At 41.6% G+C, this 22,894-nt stretch carries 24 protein-coding genes; 17 read left to right on the top strand and 7 right to left on the bottom strand.

Annotated elements, in window-relative coordinates:
- Positions 1–102 precede the first annotated feature (102 nt).
- The 11 genes from ACWQ4X_RS16220 to rplS all read left to right on the top strand — a co-directional run bounded on the left by ACWQ4X_RS16220 (position 103) and on the right by rplS (position 10,249).
- Positions 103–636 carry a pilus assembly FimT family protein gene (locus tag ACWQ4X_RS16220; RefSeq protein ID WP_457904332.1) on the top strand — a complete coding sequence of 178 codons (534 nt, stop codon included), beginning with the start codon at positions 103–105 and terminating at the stop codon, positions 634–636.
- A gap of 3 nt (positions 637–639) precedes the next feature.
- Positions 640–1,203, top strand: a complete 564-nt coding sequence (gene pilV, locus ACWQ4X_RS16215) for a type IV pilus modification protein PilV (RefSeq protein WP_075174934.1) — start codon at positions 640–642, stop codon at positions 1,201–1,203.
- A 1-nt stretch (position 1,204) separates the two neighbouring features.
- Positions 1,205–2,191, top strand: a complete 987-nt coding sequence (locus ACWQ4X_RS16210; protein WP_004974522.1) for a PilW family protein — start codon at positions 1,205–1,207, stop codon at positions 2,189–2,191.
- Positions 2,191–2,997 (top strand): pilus assembly protein, encoded by an 807-nt coding sequence (locus tag ACWQ4X_RS16205; protein ID WP_205779164.1) that lies wholly within the window; start codon positions 2,191–2,193, stop codon positions 2,995–2,997. The genes ACWQ4X_RS16210 and ACWQ4X_RS16205 overlap by 1 nt, the downstream gene beginning before the upstream one ends.
- Positions 2,998–3,011: 14 nt before the next feature.
- Positions 3,012–6,887: a PilC/PilY family type IV pilus protein gene (locus tag ACWQ4X_RS16200; protein WP_457904331.1), complete on the top strand. Its 3,876-nt coding sequence runs from the start codon at positions 3,012–3,014 to the stop codon at positions 6,885–6,887.
- Between the two features lie 12 nt (positions 6,888–6,899).
- Complete coding sequence (locus tag ACWQ4X_RS16195; protein WP_019385497.1) at positions 6,900–7,427, top strand: type IV pilin protein; 528 nt, start codon at positions 6,900–6,902, stop codon at positions 7,425–7,427.
- Positions 7,428–7,455: 28 nt separating this feature from the next.
- Complete coding sequence (locus ACWQ4X_RS16190) at positions 7,456–7,875, top strand: type IV pilin protein (RefSeq protein WP_406565032.1); 420 nt, start codon at positions 7,456–7,458, stop codon at positions 7,873–7,875.
- A 222-nt stretch (positions 7,876–8,097) separates the two neighbouring features.
- Positions 8,098–8,355: a 30S ribosomal protein S16 gene (rpsP, locus tag ACWQ4X_RS16185; RefSeq protein ID WP_457904330.1), complete on the top strand. Its 258-nt coding sequence runs from the start codon at positions 8,098–8,100 to the stop codon at positions 8,353–8,355.
- A gap of 21 nt (positions 8,356–8,376) precedes the next feature.
- A complete protein-coding gene (rimM, locus tag ACWQ4X_RS16180; protein WP_457904329.1) occupies positions 8,377–8,925 on the top strand; it encodes a ribosome maturation factor RimM in 549 nt (182 codons plus the stop codon).
- A gap of 27 nt (positions 8,926–8,952) precedes the next feature.
- The gene (gene trmD, locus ACWQ4X_RS16175) at positions 8,953–9,696 is read left to right on the top strand and encodes a tRNA (guanosine(37)-N1)-methyltransferase TrmD (protein WP_457904328.1); all 744 of its coding nucleotides are present in this window, start codon (positions 8,953–8,955) and stop codon (positions 9,694–9,696) included.
- A 178-nt stretch (positions 9,697–9,874) separates the two neighbouring features.
- Positions 9,875–10,249, top strand: coding sequence for a 50S ribosomal protein L19 (gene rplS / locus ACWQ4X_RS16170; protein WP_100241899.1), 375 nt, complete (start codon positions 9,875–9,877; stop codon positions 10,247–10,249).
- A gap of 58 nt (positions 10,250–10,307) precedes the next feature.
- Here rplS and ACWQ4X_RS16165 read toward each other — a convergent pair whose 3' ends face one another.
- The 3 genes from ACWQ4X_RS16165 to ACWQ4X_RS16155 form a co-directional block, all read right to left on the bottom strand.
- The gene (locus ACWQ4X_RS16165) at positions 10,308–11,279 is read right to left on the bottom strand and encodes an esterase/lipase family protein (protein WP_457904327.1); all 972 of its coding nucleotides are present in this window, start codon (positions 11,277–11,279) and stop codon (positions 10,308–10,310) included.
- A gap of 166 nt (positions 11,280–11,445) precedes the next feature.
- Positions 11,446–12,429: a lipase family alpha/beta hydrolase gene (locus ACWQ4X_RS16160; RefSeq protein ID WP_457904326.1), complete on the bottom strand. Its 984-nt coding sequence runs from the start codon at positions 12,427–12,429 to the stop codon at positions 11,446–11,448.
- Positions 12,430–12,464: 35 nt separating this feature from the next.
- Entirely contained in the window at positions 12,465–13,499 is a 1,035-nt protein-coding gene (locus ACWQ4X_RS16155; RefSeq protein ID WP_457904325.1) for a lipase secretion chaperone, read from the bottom strand.
- Positions 13,500–13,650: 151 nt separating this feature from the next.
- On the opposite strand from ACWQ4X_RS16155, the gene truB reads away from it, so the two are divergent.
- Positions 13,651–14,556, top strand: coding sequence for a tRNA pseudouridine(55) synthase TruB (truB, locus tag ACWQ4X_RS16150; RefSeq protein WP_457904324.1), 906 nt, complete (start codon positions 13,651–13,653; stop codon positions 14,554–14,556).
- A gap of 13 nt (positions 14,557–14,569) precedes the next feature.
- Complete coding sequence (locus ACWQ4X_RS16145; protein WP_142769976.1) at positions 14,570–15,340, top strand: sulfite exporter TauE/SafE family protein; 771 nt, start codon at positions 14,570–14,572, stop codon at positions 15,338–15,340.
- Between the two features lie 75 nt (positions 15,341–15,415).
- Here the strand turns inward: ACWQ4X_RS16145 and ACWQ4X_RS16140 are convergent, their stop codons facing one another.
- The 4 genes from ACWQ4X_RS16140 to serA all read right to left on the bottom strand — a co-directional run bounded on the left by ACWQ4X_RS16140 (position 15,416) and on the right by serA (position 20,072).
- Positions 15,416–16,501, bottom strand: coding sequence for a glycosyltransferase (locus ACWQ4X_RS16140; RefSeq protein ID WP_457904323.1), 1,086 nt, complete (start codon positions 16,499–16,501; stop codon positions 15,416–15,418).
- 187 nt (positions 16,502–16,688) lie between these two features.
- Positions 16,689–17,564: an EamA family transporter gene (locus ACWQ4X_RS16135; RefSeq protein WP_100241956.1), complete on the bottom strand. Its 876-nt coding sequence runs from the start codon at positions 17,562–17,564 to the stop codon at positions 16,689–16,691.
- 80 nt (positions 17,565–17,644) lie between these two features.
- A complete protein-coding gene (locus ACWQ4X_RS16130) occupies positions 17,645–18,550 on the bottom strand; it encodes an EamA family transporter (protein WP_457904322.1) in 906 nt (301 codons plus the stop codon).
- 289 nt (positions 18,551–18,839) lie between these two features.
- Positions 18,840–20,072, bottom strand: a complete 1,233-nt coding sequence (serA, locus tag ACWQ4X_RS16125; protein ID WP_142767680.1) for a phosphoglycerate dehydrogenase — start codon at positions 20,070–20,072, stop codon at positions 18,840–18,842.
- Between the two features lie 74 nt (positions 20,073–20,146).
- Between serA and ACWQ4X_RS16120 the strand changes: the two genes are divergently transcribed.
- The 4 genes from ACWQ4X_RS16120 to ACWQ4X_RS16105 all read left to right on the top strand — a co-directional run.
- Positions 20,147–20,281: a hypothetical protein gene (locus tag ACWQ4X_RS16120; RefSeq protein WP_457904321.1), complete on the top strand. Its 135-nt coding sequence runs from the start codon at positions 20,147–20,149 to the stop codon at positions 20,279–20,281.
- A gap of 146 nt (positions 20,282–20,427) precedes the next feature.
- Positions 20,428–21,837: an FAD-binding oxidoreductase gene (locus tag ACWQ4X_RS16115; protein WP_161932996.1), complete on the top strand. Its 1,410-nt coding sequence runs from the start codon at positions 20,428–20,430 to the stop codon at positions 21,835–21,837.
- Between the two features lie 179 nt (positions 21,838–22,016).
- Positions 22,017–22,388 carry a hypothetical protein gene (locus ACWQ4X_RS16110; RefSeq protein WP_016168663.1) on the top strand — a complete coding sequence of 124 codons (372 nt, stop codon included), beginning with the start codon at positions 22,017–22,019 and terminating at the stop codon, positions 22,386–22,388.
- 87 nt (positions 22,389–22,475) lie between these two features.
- Positions 22,476–22,894, top strand: a 419-nt coding sequence (locus tag ACWQ4X_RS16105) for an AbiH family protein (protein WP_457904320.1), incomplete at its 3' end; no start/stop codon positions are given.

Genomic DNA, 22,894 nt, shown 5'->3' with positions numbered 1-22,894 from the left:
GGTTATCTGTTTTTTTATGCCTTTTATCCTGAAGTGTGAGGGTTTTGTAAAGTTGTTGGTTACTATTTTAATAGGGCAAAGTCTGTGTCTTGGGGGGGGAGTATGCGAAAAAAAGAAAACGGGTTCACCTTAATTGAGTTGTTGGTGACGATTGCTGTGATGGCGATTGCGGCTTCAATTGCAGCGCCAAGTTTCAAAGCTGTAAGGGCTCATCAAAAAATAGACTATTCAACCAAGGATTTAGAAAAAGTCTTATTACAGGCACGTTATGATGCAATCTTACATCGACAAAGAATGATGGTAAATTTAGGGCAAATAGGTACGTCTAGTACAAATACACTATATTGGTCTGTTCCTGATGAGCAAACTTTGTCTTTTAAAAAGTTCGTGTGTACAAGTAATAAATGGCAGGGAACGCTTATTGACGGTGTAAAGCAACTGATATTTGCAACTGATGGTACAGCTGAACTATTTCGTGGTTATACAGATGATGATGGCAATGCGCAAAGGCAAAAACAAGAACTTTCCTCTATTGAGGTCATTATATCGAATGGTAATACTTCTAAGTATGTAGAAATTAGCCCACTTGGTAAAATAACCACAAAAGATCAATCCAGACAAGATCAGGAGTGCTGATAAATGGGAATTCAGTATCAGAAAGGGGTAGGGTTGGTTGAGGTTCTCGTTGCATTATTACTTCTAGCAGTAGGGGTTTTAGGTTTTACTTTGTTGCAAGTGAGTGCATTAAATTCATCTATAGAAGCATCCAAACGTATTCAAGCCATGAGTTTGGCTAAAGATATTGCAGAGCGTATTCGGGCAAATCAAGAGGGATTAGTTAAAGATCTAGAAGGAGAGCCAGATAAGGAAGGTAAGAAAGAAGTATACAAAGCTTATGTTAAAGGTTTTGAAGGTCGAGAGAGCTTAAGTAGTTATAGTTACACAAATTGTTTTGGGGCAGCAGCAGCCTGCAATAGTGAGAATTTTGCGAAAGAAGATGCAAAGCAGGCGTTATATAAAGCCTATCAAATGGGTATGAAGATTGGTTTAAGTCAATGTGCTGGAGCAGTACAGAGAAACCGTTACTGTATTTATGTGGCTTGGGATGAAACAAATCCGAAAGATGGTTCAAATACTAATGATTGCACTAAAAATGGAAGCTATGGTTTAGATACAAAATGTATAGTCTTGGAGGCATATTGAGATGAGTAAACAACTTGGTATGACCTTGATTGAATTGATGGTTGCATTGGCATTAGGATTAATTATTACTGCTGCTGGTGTTCAATTATTTGTTTCAGGTACGATTAATTATAGCTTGCAAAAGACGTTAGGTGAATTGCAGGACAATGGTAACTTTGGTTTAAATTATATTACTAAAGATATTCGTTTAGCGAATTTAGATGCAAATCTGGCTGTGATTAATGATCGAAATTTATATAGTGGGATCGTGCTGACAAGTTTGGAAAGCTATTCTGGATTGACAGCGGATGATAAGGCTGTACAAACGGCCAATTTGCCTCTCCATTTAACAAATGCGGATACAACTAAAATATCTCTTCTAACCCAAGGATATGGTCAAGCAAACTGGGCTGGTCAAACGAATATAAATGAATATAAAAGTGATCAGTTGGTGATTCAATATAAAGCAATTATTGCAGGGGCTATGGATTGTGAGGGTAATAGCATTACACAAGCAGAGATAGATCAAGGTACATTTATTGTACAACGATATTTTTTAAGAAAAGATGGAAATGAGCTTGCTTTAGCGTGTGATGCGGGACGTTATAAAACATTACTTGCAACATCTGACTTACCTACCACGATTAGTAATTATGGAGGAAATGGAGAAATTATTATACGTAGAGTTGACCATTTTCACGTGTTGCTAGGGGTTAAAGATAATAGTAAAGATGAATTTAAATATATGTCGATTAAAGATTATATGGGAAATAATAATAGTCTTATAAAAGATGGAACACCTAGAAATCGTATTATGTCTGTACAGCTGGGTATATTAATGCGTGGTGTGGAAACAATCCCAGGTGGGCAAGATGTACCTGAAACATTCCAAATATTAGACCAAAGTGTTTCGCTTAATAATGCTGCTAAATCAAAAAGATATATTCGGGAGGTCGTCACACAAACGATTGCTTTACGTAATGGTTATGGATTGATGGAGAGCTTGTAATGTCTATGTTCTATCAGCGTGGTGCGACACTGATCACTATACTTTTTGTATTATTGCTTGTGACAGTAGTTGGTACATTTGCAGTCAAACAAAGTATTGTGGGTTTAGGAATTGCGACCAATAGCCAAGCTCGAAATTTAATGCAGCAAACTGCGGATGCTGTCTTTTTTGCTTTGGAACAGGACAATAAAGACAATGCCATTTTACAAAAAAACCTAAGTTCGTTAGGTATGTTGGGGATGGTAAAGTCAGATAATTTTTTAACTAAAGAATTAGTATTTTGCTATCGTCCAAAATCACAAAAAACAATGTTTGATTTGAATAAGGCAAGTATCGTGTCTTGGCAAGAAACAACTGATCCAAGTGACAATACTAAGAAAATTACTCAAATTAAAAATGATGAATTAGGGATTACAGGTTTTTGCCAGTACACATCAAATGATTTTAGTAGTGGTAGAGATATTATGATCTCACAAATCGCGGTTAAAAAAAGTGCTGTGAATAGTGATGTTCCTTTTAAGTTCTATCCAATTGGAACGGATACTTCTACAGTACAACTTGACAGTATTCAGCCAGTACGGGTAGTGGTCACGACAGTAATCCCAAGTATGGTATCAGGTGGTAATGCTTGGAGTTCAAATACGACAGAAATTAATAAATGTTTTAAAAATTATACCAATGAGAAGTCAACGGAATATACGGATACTGAAACGGTAGCAGACTGTTTTGAAAAACTGGGGGTGCCCTACAGTCAGCAAGTCATGGACTATGCCGTGGTGAGTTATGCAACGAAACAAGGCAGTTAAGTGAGGATGATGCAATGAAAAATATCAACTTGAAAAAATTGGTCGTTGCTTGTCAGGCAGCTACTTTTACTTTAATTACCAGTGTTGCTGTCACCACTCAAGCCAGTGATATCGAACTCTATAAAGCACCACAGACTTCACAAACTACACTAATGTTTATGTTGGATGTGTCTGGGAGTATGGACGGAAGTCGTATAAGGGATCTTAAAAAAGGTATGACCACCCTGCTACAAGGCGACAGTAGTGCAGGGATTGCACCATTGGATGATAAATTGGTTGTGGGTCTATCTACTTTTAGTGAGGCAACAGGGCGGATTAAACTTGAAGCAAAACCATTAGGTGACCCTGTACAACTGGCTGGAAATAGAGAGGTGTTTAGAACCGTTCAACAAGTAGAACAACAGGCACAAAGAACAAGAACACGTACTAAAACAGATGAAGAATGGCAAGAGCGTGTAAGAGTACAAACTCGTTCATGTGGTTTGTTTGGGTGTGGAAATTGGTCGGGTTGGAGTAATCCTGGATGGACAAATAAAACGTCTAATGGGAGTTGGTCCGACTGGGTAGAGTCTGGTTGGAGTCCGACAGGAAGTGAAGTGGTTAAAAGCACCATTGCTCAAGAGTGTGTAGATTGGGAGAGCAATTATAAATGTAAGGCAAGTGGTTGGGTAGCAACTACAAAGCGTGCAGAAGATTTTACAGGAACTATTGCTGTATCTCAAACGGGTAATGTGACGTATTCCAATCCCACAAATATTTCTACAGATTTAGTAACCTCCCCTGCTCAATCAATACCTGCGACGGATGAGACACAATGTGTGGACTCAGATTTTTTTAATCGTTGTCTTAAACAAGAAAATAAACTAACTCAAAATGGAAAAAAAACGACTACTACTGAAAAAGTTGATCAGGAAGCCACTGCCTCATTTACAAAGAGTATTATCTATACGGGTGCAGCCTATGAAACACATCGTAAAAAGATGCTGCGTGAAGTAAATAGTTTAAGTGTTGGTGATAGTACGCCTACAGGTTATGCTTATGCTGAGGTGGCGGCTTACATGATGGGACAAACAACCAAAGGAGAAACAGGCAGTGGTTTTACAGAATCGAGTGTAGGCAATATTCGTGATGCTAATAACTATATAAAACCTATACAAATTGACTCGACAAAACAGTGTAATACGCAAGGTATTTACTTTTTAACGGATGGTCAACCACAGTATTATTATAATAAACAAAGAAGTACATTAGAAGAATTTATGAAAAAAGCCCTTGGTTCTAAGGGAAGTAGCTTTTCTTGCTCAAATCAGAGTACCTTGGGAAAAAGGGGGAGTGGTTATAGTACTAATAGTACAATGAGTTCTCCAAACGGATGGGATTGTATTGGTGCTTTTACTCAGGCATTAATCAACCCTAACTTAAATCCATCGGGAACTGAAATATTGACGGCTGTTGTTGGATTTGGTTCCGACTTTAGTACGGGAAGTGGAAATGATATTAGTGATGCTAGAGACTGGGGAACACTAGGAAAAGGCGGATGGTATTCAGGTAATGATGATAAAGCTGTAGTCGATAGTGTCAAGGAATTTGTAAAAAAACTTGGAAAATATATTCCTCCTGTAACCACGGGTTCAGTAACCATTCCTGTTGATAATCTGGATACACAAAATATCCAGCCTTGGGGTTATTTCCCACAATTTGACCCTAAACCTGATGCTGTTGGTAATACAGGGGTAGTGACCTGGTTAGGAAATTTAAAAAAATATAGTGTGGTCAATGGTATTTTAAAAGATCGTGATTCTAATACGATTACCAACAGTAATGGGCTTTTAAAAGATGACCTTAATGATTATTGGGCAGATACATCAATTAAAAAAACCATTGAAAAAGAAGTGGATGGCGTACAAATAAGTCAGGAAGTGAAGGTTGGAGGAGCGTTAAGTCGTATGTTGCTGGGTTATAGTACAGCCCAGACCCCAAATGAAAGGAGAATTTTTACGGATCGTACTATTAAACAAAATAGTACAGATAATAGTCAAAATGATATTGGTACTATAAGTTCAGGTAACCTTATAAAGTTGGGACGAGATGACTTTATTTCAAGCAGTTCAAATTTGTATAAACAAGACCCTAAAAGAGCATATCTATTGTCATTATTTGGTTATCCAGTGGGCAAAGACTTAGCTTATAATGTTGAACTATATCCGAAGGAAACAACTTTTCAGACTGAACTAGAGCAGGTCATTCAGCAAACGCCAAAAAGAGATTGGTTAATGGGATCTGTAATGCACTCAAAGCCTATCTTGATTACTCAGGAGGGGACTACAAAATACGATGCAGAGAATAAAGTGACTACCTATGATAAACGTGATGATTTAATTGTTTTTGGTACGACACAAGGCTTGTTACATATAGTACGTGCAGGCACATCTGCAGCGGATGGAGATGCAGGAAAAGAAGTTTTTACCTTTGTCCCAAATGAAATAATTGAAAAACAAGCAAAAGGCTTTTTGTCACAAGACAATCAGTCATCAAATTTGCAATATGGCTTGGATGGGCAATGGACAGCTTATACTGAGTTTGTCACGAAAAAAGGCACAAATGTTAATGAACCTGTAGTGACTGTGAAAGGTGGTAAACAATGGTTGTATGGTGGGTTGCGTATGGGAGGTAAAAGCTATTATGCGCTAGACCTATCTGATGTGACATCAAGTAGCGGTACGCCAAAACTTAAATTCCATATTAATCCAGCAGGAACATGTAGTACCACAAATGCTTTGGGCTGTATGGGGCAAAGCTGGTCTAAACCAACGCTTACATGGGTTAATTGGCAAGGCAAACGTAAACTAGTGATGCTAGTTGGTGGTGGTTATGACGCTGCATACGAAAGCTCTGTAGATTATACCCCAAGTAACACAGATCAAGGCGCAGGCATTTATATGTTCGATGCAGACAATGGTAATTTGTTATGGTGGGCAAGTGCTAATGCAGGATCAACCAATACCGCAACCAACAAAACTTATGCTGCCGAGATGAAGCGTAGCGTGGTCAGTAGCATCAAGGCGATTGATCGTAATAGTGATGGTATTACTGATCATCTCTACTTTGGTGATTTGGGCGGACAGGTTTGGCGTGTTGATTTAAATGCCTCCTCTAAGGCAGGAAAGGATGAAAACTTCGCTATTCGTGCAGTGCGTATTTTAGATATGTCTGGCTCAACCAAAGTACCTCGTTTTTATAATGCACCAAACTTCACGATTCATAATTCAAATAATGGACTGTTTGCTGCGGTTAGTATCGGTTCCGGTAATTTGAGCTATCCAATGTCTGCATCTACTAATACTGATGATGGTGTATATGTAATATATGATAAGGATGTAACACGTCGTAATTTAGCTGTATTAACAACATCAGAACTATATACTCAAGATGTTAAACCAAGTGCCACAGGTGGGGAAAAGCTGATAAAGAATACCAATGGTATTACCAAAACTACCCTTACCAGTGGTGGATGGTACTATCCTCTAGGAACAAAAAAGCGAGTTTTAAATGAAACGGTTGCAATTGATGGTGATTTATATGTAAGTATCTTTGATTCATCTGTTGATATTAATGATGTGAACTGCGCTGGTGGTGTGCGAGGTGAAAGTAACGCAAAACAGTTCTGTCTACCTTATGGTGATGGGGATTGTAAACCTGTTCAGGATTCAGGTAGTGGCACTGGAGGAGGAAGTTCCGATGAAATTTTCTTAGGTAAAGGAAATGTTGGTATTAGTTTTGGGGGGATTAGCCGAGACAGAAATATCGTACTGAACTTGCCAACAGATAAAACATTAAGAACATATACTGGAAAAACCAAGTTCGTTTCCCAGCGTTGGTATGAGCGTTAAGGTGGGATATTTATGAGAAACAAAGGTTTTACCTTGGTTGAATTGATGATTGTCGTTGTGATCATTGCAATATTTGCTGCAATCGCAATCCCAAGTTACCAGCAGTTTGTCCGTCGTGCAATTGCTTCACATGCTGAACAGGAAATGCAGCGATTAGCAACTTTGTTAGAGAGACATAAATCACGGAATCTTAATTATAGAAATTTTGAGACTACTTCTGCTGCTATACCAACAGGTAAAACAGGGTCAGAAAAGCAATATACAGTCTACATACGTGATGCAACGACTCCAGCCAATGATTTAAAAAATAATGAAGCTTTGGGTCAAGGATGGGTTATATTGGCTGAAGCAAATTCTAAAATAAACTATGGTACAAGTTGCACCACTTGTAATGTTTTACAAGAACAGAACTATAGTTTTCTTTTAACTAGTAGTGGAATCCGTTGTAAAACAAAAGATAAGTTAGTGGAAAGTGAGGTCTTAACCTCGACGAAGCTAGCATCAGCAACCCCATGTGGAGCAAACAGTGAAAGTTGGTAAGCAATATGGATTTACTCTAATTGAGCTTATGATTGTCGTGGCAATTATTGGAATTTTGGCTGCCATCGCTTATCCATCCTATCTGGAGTATACACGCAAAACTAATCGTGTAGATGCTCAGGCAGAAATGGTAAATATTGCTGGTCAATTACAACGGTACAAAATTGTAAATTTTAAATTTTTAAAGTCGGATGGTACATCGATTGAACTCGATGACATTGGAAGAAGTGAACAACTTCCACCATCAGGAACAGCTTTATATAACCTAGCTTTATCTAATGTCACAGCAGGAACATGGACATTAACTGCAACCCCTATTGGAGCTCAAACAGGTGATGGTCATCTTGTACTCAATTATCGTGGAGAAAAATGCTGGACGAAAGGCTCTGACAAAAATAGTGGTTCGCCTTGTATGCCATCAGCTACAACCAACTGGAATGGTCATTAACAGTTAAATAGTTTACAAGAAGCAAATATTCCGAGTATTCGCTTCTTATGTATCGGGTGTCTTCATGTTTTATTAGCTGTACATTCAAAACTGTGGATAAATCTAAATTATTCTTCCTTTCAGCATAAAATTAACGTAAAATACCGCCCTCTATTAAAGGGGTTTGAAGTGTTGTCGGTGGTCGACGCAGGGATAATCCGTAAAAACTATAAGGTTGTTCTCATGGTTGTTATTCGTTTAGCGCGCGGTGGTGCAAAAAAACGTCCATTCTATCAAATCGTTGTAACTGATAGCCGTAACGCACGTGACGGTCGTTTCATCGAACGTATTGGTTTCTTTAACCCAACTGCACAAGGTAAAGCTGAAAAAATCCGTTTAGACGCTGACCGTTTTGCACACTGGGTTTCTCAAGGTGCTCAACCTTCAGAACGTGTTGCTTCTTTAGCTGCTCAAGCTAAGAAAGCTGCAGCTGCTGCTTAATTTTAAGGTAGCAGGTAGCCCATGACACCAACACAGAATGTTCCCGAAGATCGTATTCAGATTGGACAGTTACGTTCAGCATATGGATTAAATGGGTGGCTCTGGGTCTATTCCAATACAGAACCTATGAGCAACATATTTGACTACCTTCCTTGGTACATTGAGACCAAAGCAGGTTGGCAAATTGTCGATGTAAAACGTTGGAAACCGCATGGCAAAGGCTTGGTTGTTTCGCTAAAAGGTGTGAGTGATCGCACTGCGGCGGATAATCTGGTTGGCGCAAATGTCTGGATTTCAAAATCGCAACTGCCTCAAGCAGGTGTGGACGAGTATTACTGGTCGGATTTAAAAGGCTTAACCGTGTTAGGTCTGGACAATGAAGAACAAGAAGTGAATCTCGGTCAAATCCATGAACTGTTTGAAACAGGGGCTAACGATGTGATGGTGGTTCGTGCAACTGCTGAAAGTATCGATAGCGAAGAGCGTATGATTCCATGGCATAAAGATGTGGTACAACGCGTTGATCTCGAAGCTGGTCGTATCTACGTGAATTGGGGCGTAGATTACTAATTATTTTTGGAAATACGGGAGTCTGCGATGTTTTTTGCAGTCATTACGCTTTTTCCTGAAATGTTTGAAGCGATTACAGCCTACGGTATTAGCGGGCGCGCAGCAAAACGTAACATTGTACAACTCCATTGTATCAATCCACGTGAATTTGCTGAGGGCAACTACAAAAGAGTGGATGAACGTCCCTTTGGTGGTGGTCCTGGTATGGTGATGATGGCTGAGCCTTTGGCGAAAGCGATTCAACGTGCCAAACAGCTTGCAGAGCAAGCAGGAGCAGTTCATGTTCCTGTGGTGTATATGTCACCACAAGGAAAAACTCTGAATGAACCAGCTGTACAACAGTTCGTCGATTATGATGGTTTGATTGTATTGTGTGGACGTTATGAAGGGGTTGATGAGCGTTTAATCCAAAAATATATTGATCAGGAATGGTCGATAGGGGATTACGTTTTATCGGGTGGAGAACTTCCTGCGATGGTTCTTTTAGATAGTGTGATTCGGAGACTTCCGGGTGCGATGTCTGATGAGCAATCTCATCTGCAAGATTCTTTTGTGGATGGTCTGTTAGATTGCCCACAATATACCAAGCCAGACCAATTTGAAGGATTGGATGTACCTGAAGTCTTGAAATCGGGACATCATGCCAATATCGAGAAATGGCGGTTTTTGCAGCGTTATCAACGTACTCTTGAACGCCGACCTGAGTTGGTGGAAAAGGTGGAGTTGAGTAAGCAGCAGAAAAAATGGCTCAAAGATTTATCAGGAAAATAACTTTCGGTTATTTACTGAAGCCAATACTTGAGCGGTTGTGTTGAAGTATTGTTTATTAGGCTCTTTATGCATTGAAGCGGTCAGGCATAAAGGGAAAGTCAATCGGGTCTATGCGCTTTAGCCTCTATACCCAGTGGATCTCAGACCTCTTCTGACCCACACATATTGGAGATACCCCATGAGCGGTAAGCATCCTTTAGTACAAGCTGTTGAAAATGCACAGCTTAAACAAGACATCCCAGCTTTTGCACCAGGTGACACTGTTATCGTTCAGGTAAAAGTAAAAGAAGGTGATCGTGAGCGTCTTCAAGCATTTGAAGGTGTTGTAATCGCGAAGAAAAACCGTGGTTTGAACTCTGCGTTCACAGTACGTAAAATTTCTAGCGGTGTTGGTGTTGAGCGTGTTTTCCAAACTCACTCTCCAATCGTTGCTAAAATCGAAGTGAAACGTCGTGGTGACGTTCGTCGTGCTAAACTTTACTACCTACGTGAATTGTCTGGTAAAGCTGCACGTATTCGTGAAAAGTTACCAGCTCGTAAAACTGAAGCTTAATCAGTTTTATTTGAGTGAAAAAAATGCGCCGTTTGGCGCATTTTTTTTGCTTATGACTTTATAGTCCTTGTAGTTTTAAGCGGTTGGCATGTTGACGATAGACATCGACAGGATCTGGGGAAAAGACTGAACGTAAGGCAAAGAACTGGTTGATCACATCTAAATGATTCCAGTTGTAATTGTCACGGATGGTCTTGCCATATTTGGCGCTACAACGCGAGACCAAGCCATCATTGTCATTCGGCGCTTGCATCAGTAATCCTGTGGCAGCCAATACTGAGTCAGGATCGAGAATATTGGTTAAGGTTGAATTACCAGAGAACGAATAGAAGTAAATGCCATTTTCTATTGCGTCCCCTTCACCGCAAGCCGATTTAGGCATACCGAGTGTATATTTTTGGGCAAAGGTTTTAGAACCTGCCTGACTTAAGCTGATACCCGCTGCCAGTGCATCATGCGGTAGGGAGTTTGGGTCCTGTTGCTGTGCCCAGACAATGGCCTGAGAACCGAAATTGATCAGACTGACCAAGGTTTGTTCGAGGGGTGTGCCTTGAGCTGAGATAATTAGATCAGCAACAGGTGAGCCTTTGAGTGGGCTCGAAATGGCAGTAGCAGAAGCGACTTTATCGGGAGCGACATTTGAAACATAGGCAATGCTGTGCCCACCATGACTATGCCCCAGTAAATTGACTTTGCTTGCCCCCGTAATCGCTAAAATCTCATCGACTTGTTGTAGCAGTTGCTCACCGCGAACCTCAGAACTGTTGAATGGGGAAACACGGGTTGCCCATGCATTGGCGCCGTTACGTGCTAAATCGGGTAATATTTGATACCAATAATCGACACCAAGTTCATCTGTGCCTGCACGAATCCAGCCTCCCATCCCATGTGCGAACACGAGGGGATATTTGGTTTTGGCATAACTGGAGGTCACATATTTGGCTTGAATTTGTGATGCGCTGGCGTGCACTTGCGTGGTACTCAGCACACAGGTTGATAGCAATCCAGCTATCAAGAGTCCATATTTCATTGATCTTCCTCTTTTTTAATTTTTCTACCGACAATGATCATTGTCAGCCATGAGTATAAAGAGCAGAGCGAAATAGGGTTTTAAAATCCGATTAAATAAAACACAGTATGTAACTGAATAATTCAAAAAATTCTCTCTGAAGATTGCCCCAGAGAGAATAGAGATATTACAGTCCTTGCAGTTTTAGACGGTTGGCGTGTTGACGATAGACATCGACTGGATCTGGACTAAATAGCCCACGTAATCCTAAGACCTGATTGACCTCATCTAAATGATTCCAATCATAATTATCACGAATGACTTTGCCAAAATGGGTGCTGCAACGTGCAACCAAGCCATCATTGTCGGTGCTGATATAAGAAATTGGCGCAAGCAGGGAGATGGCACTGTCAGCCACATCAATCACGTTGGTCACTTGGGATGTCCCTGTCCAAGAGTAATAGTAGATGCCATTATTGGAGGTAGCCCCACTTTTGCTACAGTCTGCAGCCAATGCTGTTGTCGGATATTTCTGGTTGAAGACTTGCGAACCCTGTTCACTGATTGAGGTGAGCGAGGCATGCAAATCACTCTTCAACGCAGGATTACCTTCGGCAAAGGTAATTAATGGCCCAATAATATAATCCGTAGCGATACTCAGGAGCTGTGAACCCGCTTGGTTTGAAAGTAGATCATCTGCGACTTTGGAACCTCTAAAGGTCGCACCGACCCCAGTTAAGGATGCGACATATTGTGGTTTGACGGCCTCGACATAGCGAATCGTCGGTCCTCCATGGCTATGTCCAATCAGGTTGACTTTAGGCTTACCAGTAATGGCAAGGACCTCTTCGACTTGCTGTAACAGTTGCTCCCCACGGACTTCGGTCGATTCTAAAGGCGAGATCTGCGCAGCAAAAGTGGTTGCCCCGTTACGCGCTAAATCGGGCAGAATTTGATACCAGTAATCTAAACCAAATTCAGCAACCCCAACGCGGCTAAAGCCAAACATACCATGGGTAAACAATAAGGGATATTTGGTTTTGGCGTAGCTACTTTGTGCAGAAGCATTGACGCTAAGCACGCCTGCGGTGAGTGAGCTGCTGCTGAGTCCAATACAGGTGGCTAAACCAAGTAGTGAAAGGCTATGTGCTATTTTTTTCGTTTTATACATATTTTCATCCTGAAAAAAGGTCATAAGATGCAGAGTTATTCTGCGAAAGGTAATTTTCCTCCTGCGTCGTGCGTGGTTTCAAAAGTGCCAAGTCGTAATTGTTCTTGTGGATTTTTAAATTGTTGCTGACGTAATTGTGCAATCGCTTGTTGTTGTGCTGATTCACTCATGTGGCTATTCAGAATTTGATCACGTTGCGCTAAATAATTATTCACTCGCGATTTCCATTGCCCACGTTCCTGATCCAGTTGCTCCAGACGTTGAGTCGCTTCTGCACCAACCAGATTCATGCGCATTTGGCGAAGTTCGGCTGCAGAACCGCCACGCGCTTTAATATCGCTGGTTAGCTTGCGCAGATCTTCCAATTTGGATAATTGTTCTAGATTTTCACGCCAATCTTCAGGCAATTGAGCAAACAGTTCTTTTAATTTCTGTGCTTTTTCCATTTCACTGAGGGACTGATCCGCCATAATCGACATGCGGTTCAAGGTATATTCATGGTAAATATTCTCTGCACCAAAGAGCCCCTCTATTTCATAATTTGAGAAGAATTGATTGCGTAGATTCTTAATCAGACCAAAAACCTTGCGATAGTATTCGGGATCTTGCTTGTTTAAATTCGGTTCTTGCAAGTTGCCTAATTGCACACGGTAATCGAGATAGCGATTCCAGAGATCCAGAATTTGGCTTAAAGCAGGCTCTTGATAGCCTTTTTGCAGATACAGTGCGAAGTCTTGCTTGATTTGCTCCAGCTGTTTTTCACCATATTGCGTGATGAAATATTCAAAGCAATTTCGGGTTTGTTCATTGATGATTAAATGCTGGCTTTGATCTAAACTGATTTGACAATTCACTTCAGTATCTTGCTGACTTGGACTGACAAAAGCTTGGGCTAAATTGGAGGATAAGTCTGCTTGGACTGCGCCAACTGAATTAGAGTCCTGCGTTGATGGAATGGGATTTGATGTGGCGTTCGAGCCTGTGGTGGCACTCGGCGCCAACCAGACTAAAAAGCCCAGCAGAACAATAACCACGATGGCGAGTATCAGCCATAATTTCTTTTTTTGCATATCCTATGCCTAACATCCATTTTTAATTTTTATTGGGTTCATCTTGAACTTGTTTTATTGTGCAATGTGAATGCAAATAAACAACAGAAAAGTTGTAAAACTAGATAAGCGGTTGTTAGTATGGCGACAGTTGAAATACGTGTTCTGAGTTATGAAATCATCTGCTGCAAAAATCCAGCGCCGCCCGGTTCATGGGGTATTTTTGTTAAATAAACCCTTGGGTATTAGTTCAAATGCAGCATTACAAAAAGTACGCTGGTTATTGCGAGCAGAGAAAGCAGGGCATACAGGTGCTTTAGATCCGTTGGCTTCGGGCTTATTGCCAATTTGTTTTGGTGAAGCCACCAAGTTTTCGCATTTCTTATTGGATTCGACCAAACGTTATCAAACTACGGTACAGCTTGGGCACAGTACCACTACAGGTGATGTTGAAGGTGAAGTTTTACTGGAACAAGCCGTACCAGAACTGACGGAAGAGCGTATTCAACAGGTCTTGCAACAGTTTGTGGGGGAGATTCAACAAATTCCTCCGATGTATTCTGCATTGAAAAAACAGGGTCGTCCGCTATATGAGTTGGCGCGTAAAGGTATTGAGGTTGAGCGTGACGCACGCCCAATTACTATTGAAGCCATTCAGCTGCTTTCTTTTACGGAAAACAGCATAACTCTAGATGTGACTTGCTCTAAGGGTACCTATATTCGTGTATTGGGTGAGGATATTGCCAAAGCTCTAGGTACGTATGGACATTTGACTTATTTACATCGCATTCAAACAGGTCATTTTGAACTGATTCCAAGTTATACCATTGAATATTTAGAAGGTTTAACCGAACAGGAGCGTGAAGCGCTGCTGTTGCCTGTCTATGCGCCTGTTCAGCATTTTACCCAGATTCAAGTGCCTGAAGGTCGAGCAGAATATTTTAGTCGGGGTATGGAAAGTAATATTGATCATGCCGCGGAAGCCCAAGTGTTGGTGTTTGATGGTGAAAAGTGCCTCGGATTAGCCGAAATTAATGAGCGAAAGCGTTTGATTCCTAAACGTGTTTTGAATCTGTAGGTGGCTGACAATGATGGAACTCGATCTGATTCTGAGTCTGGTCTTCTTTGCTTTTTGTGCAGGCGCCATTGATGCTGCTGTTGGAGGCGGAGGCTTAATTCAGATTCCTGCCATCATGGGTGCAATGCCACAATTGGCTCCCGCGACCGTATTTGGGACCAATAAACTCTCTTCTATTTTTGGGACGGCTTCAGCGGCGTTTTCTTTTTTTCGCCGTGTGTCATTGTCGTGGAAGTTGTTGCTGGTGATAGGCGTCGGTGCCTTTATTAGCTCCTATTTAGGTGCTGCTTGTGTCTCGATGATTCCCACCCAAGTGTTGAAGCCTTTTGTGTTGTGTATGTTGATCATTATTGCGATCTATACCTTCATGAAAAAACAGTTTGGGCAGGTGCATTTTCAACAGGAAGTCACCACGAAAATACTGGTACTCGCTGCAATCGGCAGTGTGTTGATTGGTTTTTATGACGGTATTTTTGGTCCAGGAACGGGCAGTTTCTTTATTTTCTATTTTATTCGTTATTTGAAAGTCGACTTTATTCATGCCTCGGCGCTTTCCAAAATTGCCAATTTTATGACCAATTTTGCCGCACTGAGCTTTTTCGTGCCTGCTGGTCATGTCCTGTTTGGAATCGGGTTGACCATGGCTGTCGCCAATATTGCAGGTTCATTGGTCGGTGTCCGAATGGCACTCAAATACGGTAGTGGTTTTATCCGTATTATCTTTTTGGTTTTAGTGTCTATTTTAATTGTGCGTTTAAGTTATCAAATCTTTTTCCCAGCTTAAGTGCCAAGCTGATGCAATTTTACATCAGCGGTTACATTCAGTTTCTAAGTTGACCCTTGCTATGCCAAGGGTTTGCTATTTATAGAAACGCAGATTGGCAATTAGCCGTGCTTCTTCAGAGGCTGGGTATTTTTGCTCCATCAATAATTTCAGGATGGCTTGTTTACCTTGTTCCTTATAGGACGGGCAATACGATGCAGCGACACTGAACTCATCTAAAGCCCGCCATGAATAGACACTTTCATCGACAAATAAAGTATCACTCGGGCGTTTGATTTGGCAGGCTTGTAAGGCAAATTGGCAGGCGGACTCAAATAAGTGGTTCTCTCGATAAAAGCGAGCCAGCTCATAGAGCGGCTCAGCCCGTTGCGGGCGACTCACCCACGCTTGCAAATATGCAGTACGAATTGCTGCTGCGGGTTGCTTTAATTTTTCTGTAAATTTTGCTGCACGAAATTGTGCTGTCCAGCGTTCTTCTTCCCATCCACCTGCATTGGCGCGTACTTGATAGGCTTCGAGGGCAGGTTCGGGTAAATTGGCATCTTGATAACTTTGTGCGAGATAAAACTTATATCGCAGGTTATCAGGCTCATCGATGATGGCTTGCTTTAAAATTTCGATATCTTTGAGATAGGTGGTGGGATCACGCCCTCTGGCCCCATCATGCTGCACAAAAACATGAGGACCTTTTAAGAGCTGCCATTGGTGAGGTTCAGGCGAGTTTAAATATTCGTGTAAAACACCTTCCCATTTCCATGGAATTTGCGTTGATACAAGCGAATTTAATTGATAGCGAATATTGCCGTAAATATATTCAAAATAGTACGCTAAGCCAGTTAAAGTCCCCCATTCAAAATCAGGATCTACCATGAGGGTCTGGTCGGCATCGATAAACATCAGGTAGTCAGCATGAGGTAGGGACGGATCCTGTGCCAGTTGTAATGCTTCGGTACGATTGAAACCAAAATTCTGCCAAGGACGTTCAAACAGCTTGCCAGGCAAATCTTGCATAAAGTCTTGAATCAGTTGTTGTGTACCATCTGTTGATCCTGTATCAACAATGGCCCATGAGTGAATCCACGGTTTGACTGATTTTAGGCAACGTAAAATCACCGCGGTTTCATTTTTGACGATCATATTCAGGCGGATATGTGGCTGCATTGTTATTCTTATATTTCCTTTTGCTCTTTTCCTCATAGTAGATTTTCAGGTCAGCGAATTCAAGCCATTCTTCAGGCGAAAGCATATGTAGGATGAAACAACGTAGAGAAATAAAAGGGACTGTTGATGCAGTCAGTCGCATACAACAGTCACGAATGGATGGGTTTTAGAATGCAGTGATGAAAGCTTAGTTTTCGTTATCAGGTGCAGAACGACTGGCACGATAAGTGACCCCGACCGATGCGGTCATGATGCAAATCAGCGCTAAAGTTTGCCACAGGCTAATATGCTCTTTGAGCAGTAACATGCCTGCAATAGCCGCGAGAGCTGGGGATAAACTGGAGAGCGTCCCGTAGCTGAGTTTACTCAGGCGTTTGAGTGCCATAAGATCCAAAGCATAAGGAATGGCTGTGGCTAACAAGGCAATCATCAGGGCTTGTGGCCAATATTGAAATTGCAACATCGCTTCAGGATTGCGGACACTGTTGATGGGTAAGAGAACCAGTGTAGACAGTACGATGGCAATACTTAGGGCATGCATGCCGATGTTTTGCCGAGCCACGCGCTGACCAAAATAAATATAAAATGCCCAGCAAATCCCTGCGCCCAAAGCACAGGCCGCACCGATATAAGAGAAGTTGTGGGCTTGCGCATCCTGCCAAGGCACCATCAGGGCAATGCCTGTAATGGCAAGTCCGACCCAGAGATAATCACTTTTTTGTTTGATGGAAAGTAGCGCCAAGGTAAGCGGTCCTAAAAACTCTAATCCCACGGCAATGCCTTGTGGTAGTTTGCCCAAAGAGGCATAGAACAGGACGTTCATGACACAAACTGCGGCGCTGTAAAACAGCAAGTCACGCCATTTTAAATAAGGTAAGCGTTGAATGATTTTCCATGAACGGAACATCAACACCACCAAGATTGAGGCGAAACTGAGGCGTAAGGTCACCACGGTAAATGGATCTAACGCTTGCATCAGTTGCTTGGCAAAGGAGGCACTGACTTGATAGGCCAACATGGATAACACCATGAGAAAAACGGCACTCAATTGACTGTTTGGCATATCCGTAGTGGTCTCCATGTCAGGTGAAGGAAAATATAGGATGCTGCCCTAAACCTCCTGAGGCTTAGGACTGGAATGAATCAGACCGATTCACTCGTAGATTTTAAGGCTGCTTCATTGCGACGTCTGGCTTGCTGGGTGGTATAGGTACACCCGATTGATGCAGTAATAATGGTGCCGAGTGCCAGCCACTGTGTCCAAAGCAATTGCTCATTTAAAAACACAAAACCAGAAAGTGCCGCAATCGCGGGTTCCAGACTCATTAAGGTGCCAAAACTCAAGGCGGTCAGATTGCGTAAGGCAATCATTTCCAAGGTAAATGGTAAGGCACTGGCGAGAATGGCCAGGCCGACAAAATAGAATAAATTAGGGGGCTGGAAAACATTGCTGGTCATGCCTGAAAACAAGGCTATCGGCATTAAACACAACATGCCGACAAACATGCCCAAACACACGGTATGGTTGCCTGAAATTCCCGAAGGGCGTTGCCCCGCAATAATATAAACTGCCCAACAGGCACCCGCACCAATGGCAAAGGCAATGCCCGTTAGATCCAGTGATTGTGTGGCTTGGTCAAACGGAAACAGCAAGATTAAGCCTAAAATTGCCATGCAGACCCAGAGCAAGTCATATTTTTGCCGCGCATAGTACAAGGCGACACTGAGGGGACCAATAAACTCAAATGAAACCGCAATGCCCAAAGGCAGGCGTTCAATCGATAAATAAAACAGTCCATTCATGCCTGCCAGTGCAATGCCATAACTGAGAATGGATGACCAGCGTACGCTTTTAAAATTGATTTTCCAGATTTGAAAAATAATCGCCAGAATGAGCGCACCCAACAGCATACGCATGGCGGAAACCGTTAAGACAGGAAATTGCTGAAACAGAATTTTTGCCAATGAACCACTACTTTGCACACAGAGCATGGCAATGAACAACAGGAACACGGCTTGGAAATAGGAGGAGTTTTTTAAGTTCAGCATAATCTAGGGCATTATGTTTTATATCGGATGGTCAATTTGTGTATTTTTTTCAATCATAACATTGTGCCGTGGAAATAGCTCGTAGCGGATGAGCTAGATTCAGCAAGTTATGCAGACAGATAAAAAGTCAGCAGGTACGGGCAAGTTGTACTGAAACAAAACCGATCTATTCCCCATCGGCAATAGATCGGTTTAGCGCTGTGAATCGGTTTTTATTGACCCCCTTAAGCGGAGGAGGGGTCAATAAAAAACCACAGACACAAGTCTGTGGTTTTTCACATCGAATAACTTAGAACAATACGCGAACGCGGATTGTACCTTCAACGTGTTGTAAAGTATCCAGTGCTTCTTGAGATGCAGTTGCGTCAACATCCATCACCAAGTAGCCGACATCACCTTTGGTCATTAAAGACTGACCAGAGATGTTGATGCCGTGTTCAGCAAACAAGTTGTTGATTTTTGAAAGTACGCCAGGCACGTTTTTGTGAATATGCAATAAGCGGTGTTTACCTTCAGTCAACGGCAACGCAATTTCTGGGAAGTTCACTGCAGATAAAGTCATACCTTTGTCTGAGTAAGCCACAAATTTTTCAGCCACTTCTAAACCGATGTTCGCTTGCGCTTCCATGGTCGAACCACCCACGTGCGGGGTTAAGATCACGTTTGGTATGTTGCGGAGTGGAGAAACAAATTCTTCACCGTTCGCTTTAGGCTCTTTCGGGAATACGTCAACCGCAGCACCTGCAAGATGACCTGATTTAAGCGCATCAGCCAAATCTTCAATGACTACACATGTACCACGTGCCGCATTGATGAAGATTGAACCTTGTTTCATTTGCGCAAATTGATCTTTGGTCATGAAGTTGCGCGTAGAAGGAACGTCAGGTACGTGTAAAGACACCACGTCTGCATTGGCAAGAAGTTCACCCATGCTGCCGACTTGACGTGCATTACCTAAAGGTAATTTCGTTACTGTGTCGAAATAGATGACTTTCATACCCATGCTTTCAGCTAAAACTGAAAGTTGCGAACCGATTGAACCATAACCCACGATACCTAAAGTTTTACCGCGTGTTTCAAACGAACCTACAGCAGATTTGTTCCAGCCACCCGCATGTGTATCTGTCGATTTTTCAGGTACACGGCGAAGAAGAAGGATTGCTTCTGCTAATACCAGTTCAGCCACTGAACGAGTATTTGAGTATGGTGCGTTAAAGACTGGAATACCGCGAACCATCGCAGCATTTAAGTTCACTTGGTTGGTCCCGATACAGAAACAACCCACCGCGATGAGTTTGTTTGCCGCTTCAAAAACTTCTTCAGTCAATTGAGTACGGGAACGAATACCAATGAAATGCGCATCTTTGATCGCTTCTTTCAACGCTTCACCCTCAAGCGCAGTTTTACGATAGTCGATGTTGGTGTATCCAGCTGCATTTAAAGTGTCGACTGCGTTTTGGTGAACGCCTTCTAACAACAAGAAACGAATTTTATCTTTAGGCAGGGAAAGATGTTGGCTCATTACGGCTCCGCTACAAAGGCCAAATTTGGTCGCAGTATCATAGCATAGGACGTAGGGGGATATACATTTCCTTTATGACCCAGCGATCAGGTATTTTGGCGAAATATGCGTCACAACCTGTCGTGATTGGTCTAACTAAGCCTGTAATTTACAAGGTAACCTTGTTAAAACGCGATTTTCTGCGGGTTTTGGCTAAAAATGGCTTATAATAATGCTCCGTGAAAAAATACGGTGCAGATGGACTGTCCGTTACTTCACGTGCTGTCTAGTTATTGTTCCTTTGTTACGCAGTTTCAGCTGAATAATGCATTAGATTCGACACCACTTGTTTACTTCATTGCAAGGTCTGAAAACGATGAATGCTCCAGTCGCTTTAACCCCAGAGTTGTTGACCCAATTGACCGAAATTGTTGGCGAAAACCGTATTAAAACGGATACCGATAGCCTGCAAAATTGGGGTCGGGATTATACCAAACACTTTGATCCAAACCCATCTGTGATCGTTTTCCCTGCAACGACTGAACAAGTTCAAGCCATTGTTAAGCTTGCCAACCAATACAATGTTGCTGTGACGCCATCGGGTGGTCGTACGGGTTTATCTGCGGGTGCCGTGGCAGCCAATGGTGAAATCGTGGTGAGCATGGACAAAATGAACCAGATTCTAGAATTTTTCCCTGCCGACCGTATGGTGCGCGTACAAGCAGGTGTGGTCACTGAACAATTACAGAGTTATGCACTAGAACAAGGCATGTATTACCCTGTGGATTTTGCTTCTGCGGGTTCTTCACAAATTGGTGGCAACATTGGCACCAATGCGGGCGGTATTAAAGTCATTAAATACGGCATGACGCGTAACTGGGTGTTGGGCTTAACTGTGGTGACAGGCAAAGGCGACATCTTGCGTTTAAACAAAGGCATGATTAAAAATGCCACAGGTTATGCACTTCAGCATTTGTTTATTGGTGGTGAAGGTACTTTAGGTTTAGTCACTGAAGCGGAAATTAAATTAGAGCGTCAACCGCAAGACCTGCAAGTGATGGTTTTGGGTGTACCTGATTTTGAAGCAGTGATGCCTGTATTGCATGCCTTCCAAGCTAAAATTGACTTAACTGCATTTGAATTCTTTGGTGAATTGGCCATGCAGAAAGTGCTGGATCACGGTCTAGTGCAACGTCCATTTGAAACACAATGCCCATTCTACGTGTTACTTGAATTTGAAGCGCCGTTTGAGCCAATTATGGACAAGGCGATGGAAATTTTTGAGCACTGCATGGAGCAAGGTTGGGTATTAGATGGCGTATTGAGCCAAAGCCTTGAGCAAGTGGAAAGCTTATGGCGTTTACGTGAAGATATTTCTGAATCCATTGCACCATTTACCCCATACAAAAATGACATTTCAGTTTTAATTACGCATGTGCCTGCATTTATTCAAGAAATTGATGCAATTGTGGCAAGCAACTATCCAGACTTTGAAATTTGCTGGTTTGGTCATATTGGTGACGGTAACTTGCACTTAAATATTTTGAAACCTGCGGATTTAAGCAAAGATGAATTCTTTGCCAAATGTCAGGTGGTGAATAAATACGTGTTCGAAACTGTGAAAAAATATGACGGTTCAATCTCTGCCGAGCATGGCGTGGGCATGACCAAAAAGCCATATTTAGAATATTCACGTAGTGCCGAAGAAATTGAATACATGAAAGCCTTGAAAAAAGTCTTCGATCCAAACGGCATTATGAACCCGGGTAAATTATTCGATTTATAAATTTATTCCGAATGACGTACTGAACACCGTGATGGCAACATTGCGGTGTTTTTTATTGCAGTAATAAAAAAGATAAAAAACTCAACTCAGAAAAACAATCGCTACATTGTTGCCATAGAGTTATGTGCTTAAGCATTGCATCATTACGGGTAAGTAATGATATCTATGGGGAATTTGTCATGTTGCGTTTAGCCGCGGTTTCAGCCTTGTGTTTGGGTTTATTGGCAGGCTGTGCCACCACTCAGAATTTAGTCAATAAAGTCAGCAGTTCGGACACACCTTTGGCACAAGTATTAAAACAACGTCCTGATTTGGTCAAAGAATTATCTACCGTTGAAATTCGTCAATTTTTCAACAGTGTAGAATCACCAACGGCTGCACAAGTCAAAGTGACAGAAACTGGGTTAATGGATGATTCAGTGCGTTCAATTCGTACTATTTATAGTTTTAAGCATGTAGATAATGACTGGAAATTGGTTGAGACCGAAAAATCGTATCAATGTATGCGTGGTAAAAATACCAAGACTTTCCAGACAGCGGTGTGTTCTTGATATAGGAATGAGCTTGAAAGTTTGAGTATTTTACTGCATAAAAAGCGTATCAATTGATGCGCTTTTTTTATTTGAGACTTTATAAAAATGAATATTTTAATTGTGGGGAATGGTTTTGATTTGTCGCATTATTTGCCGACTAAGTATGATCATTTTATGGATGTGATGGGAGCGATAGAAAAAAAAGATTTAGGAAAACCTATTCAGAATGTTCTTAGTAACCCTGTTAATACTCTATCTGATTTGATTTTAAAGGGACTGGAAATCAAACATGCCACAGATGAAAAAACATACAAGATGAATTTTAACAGTCTGTTTCTGAATTGTAGAGATAAGAAATTTATTGATAAAACGAAAGATATCTATGACATTTCATCTGTGGAGCTATCAATAGAAATAATTGTAAAATTTCAATATGAATTGAAAAATAATTGTTGGTATCAATACTTCAAAGATCATGTAAAAGAAGGGCTTTGTTGCACAAACCTATCTGTAAAGGCTTTTTT

It is taken from the genome of Acinetobacter sp. NigerLNRRAM0016 (assembly GCF_054112845.1).
The sequence above is the reverse complement of the archived record's forward strand: the minus strand, read 5'-3'. Positions and strand labels throughout refer to the sequence as shown.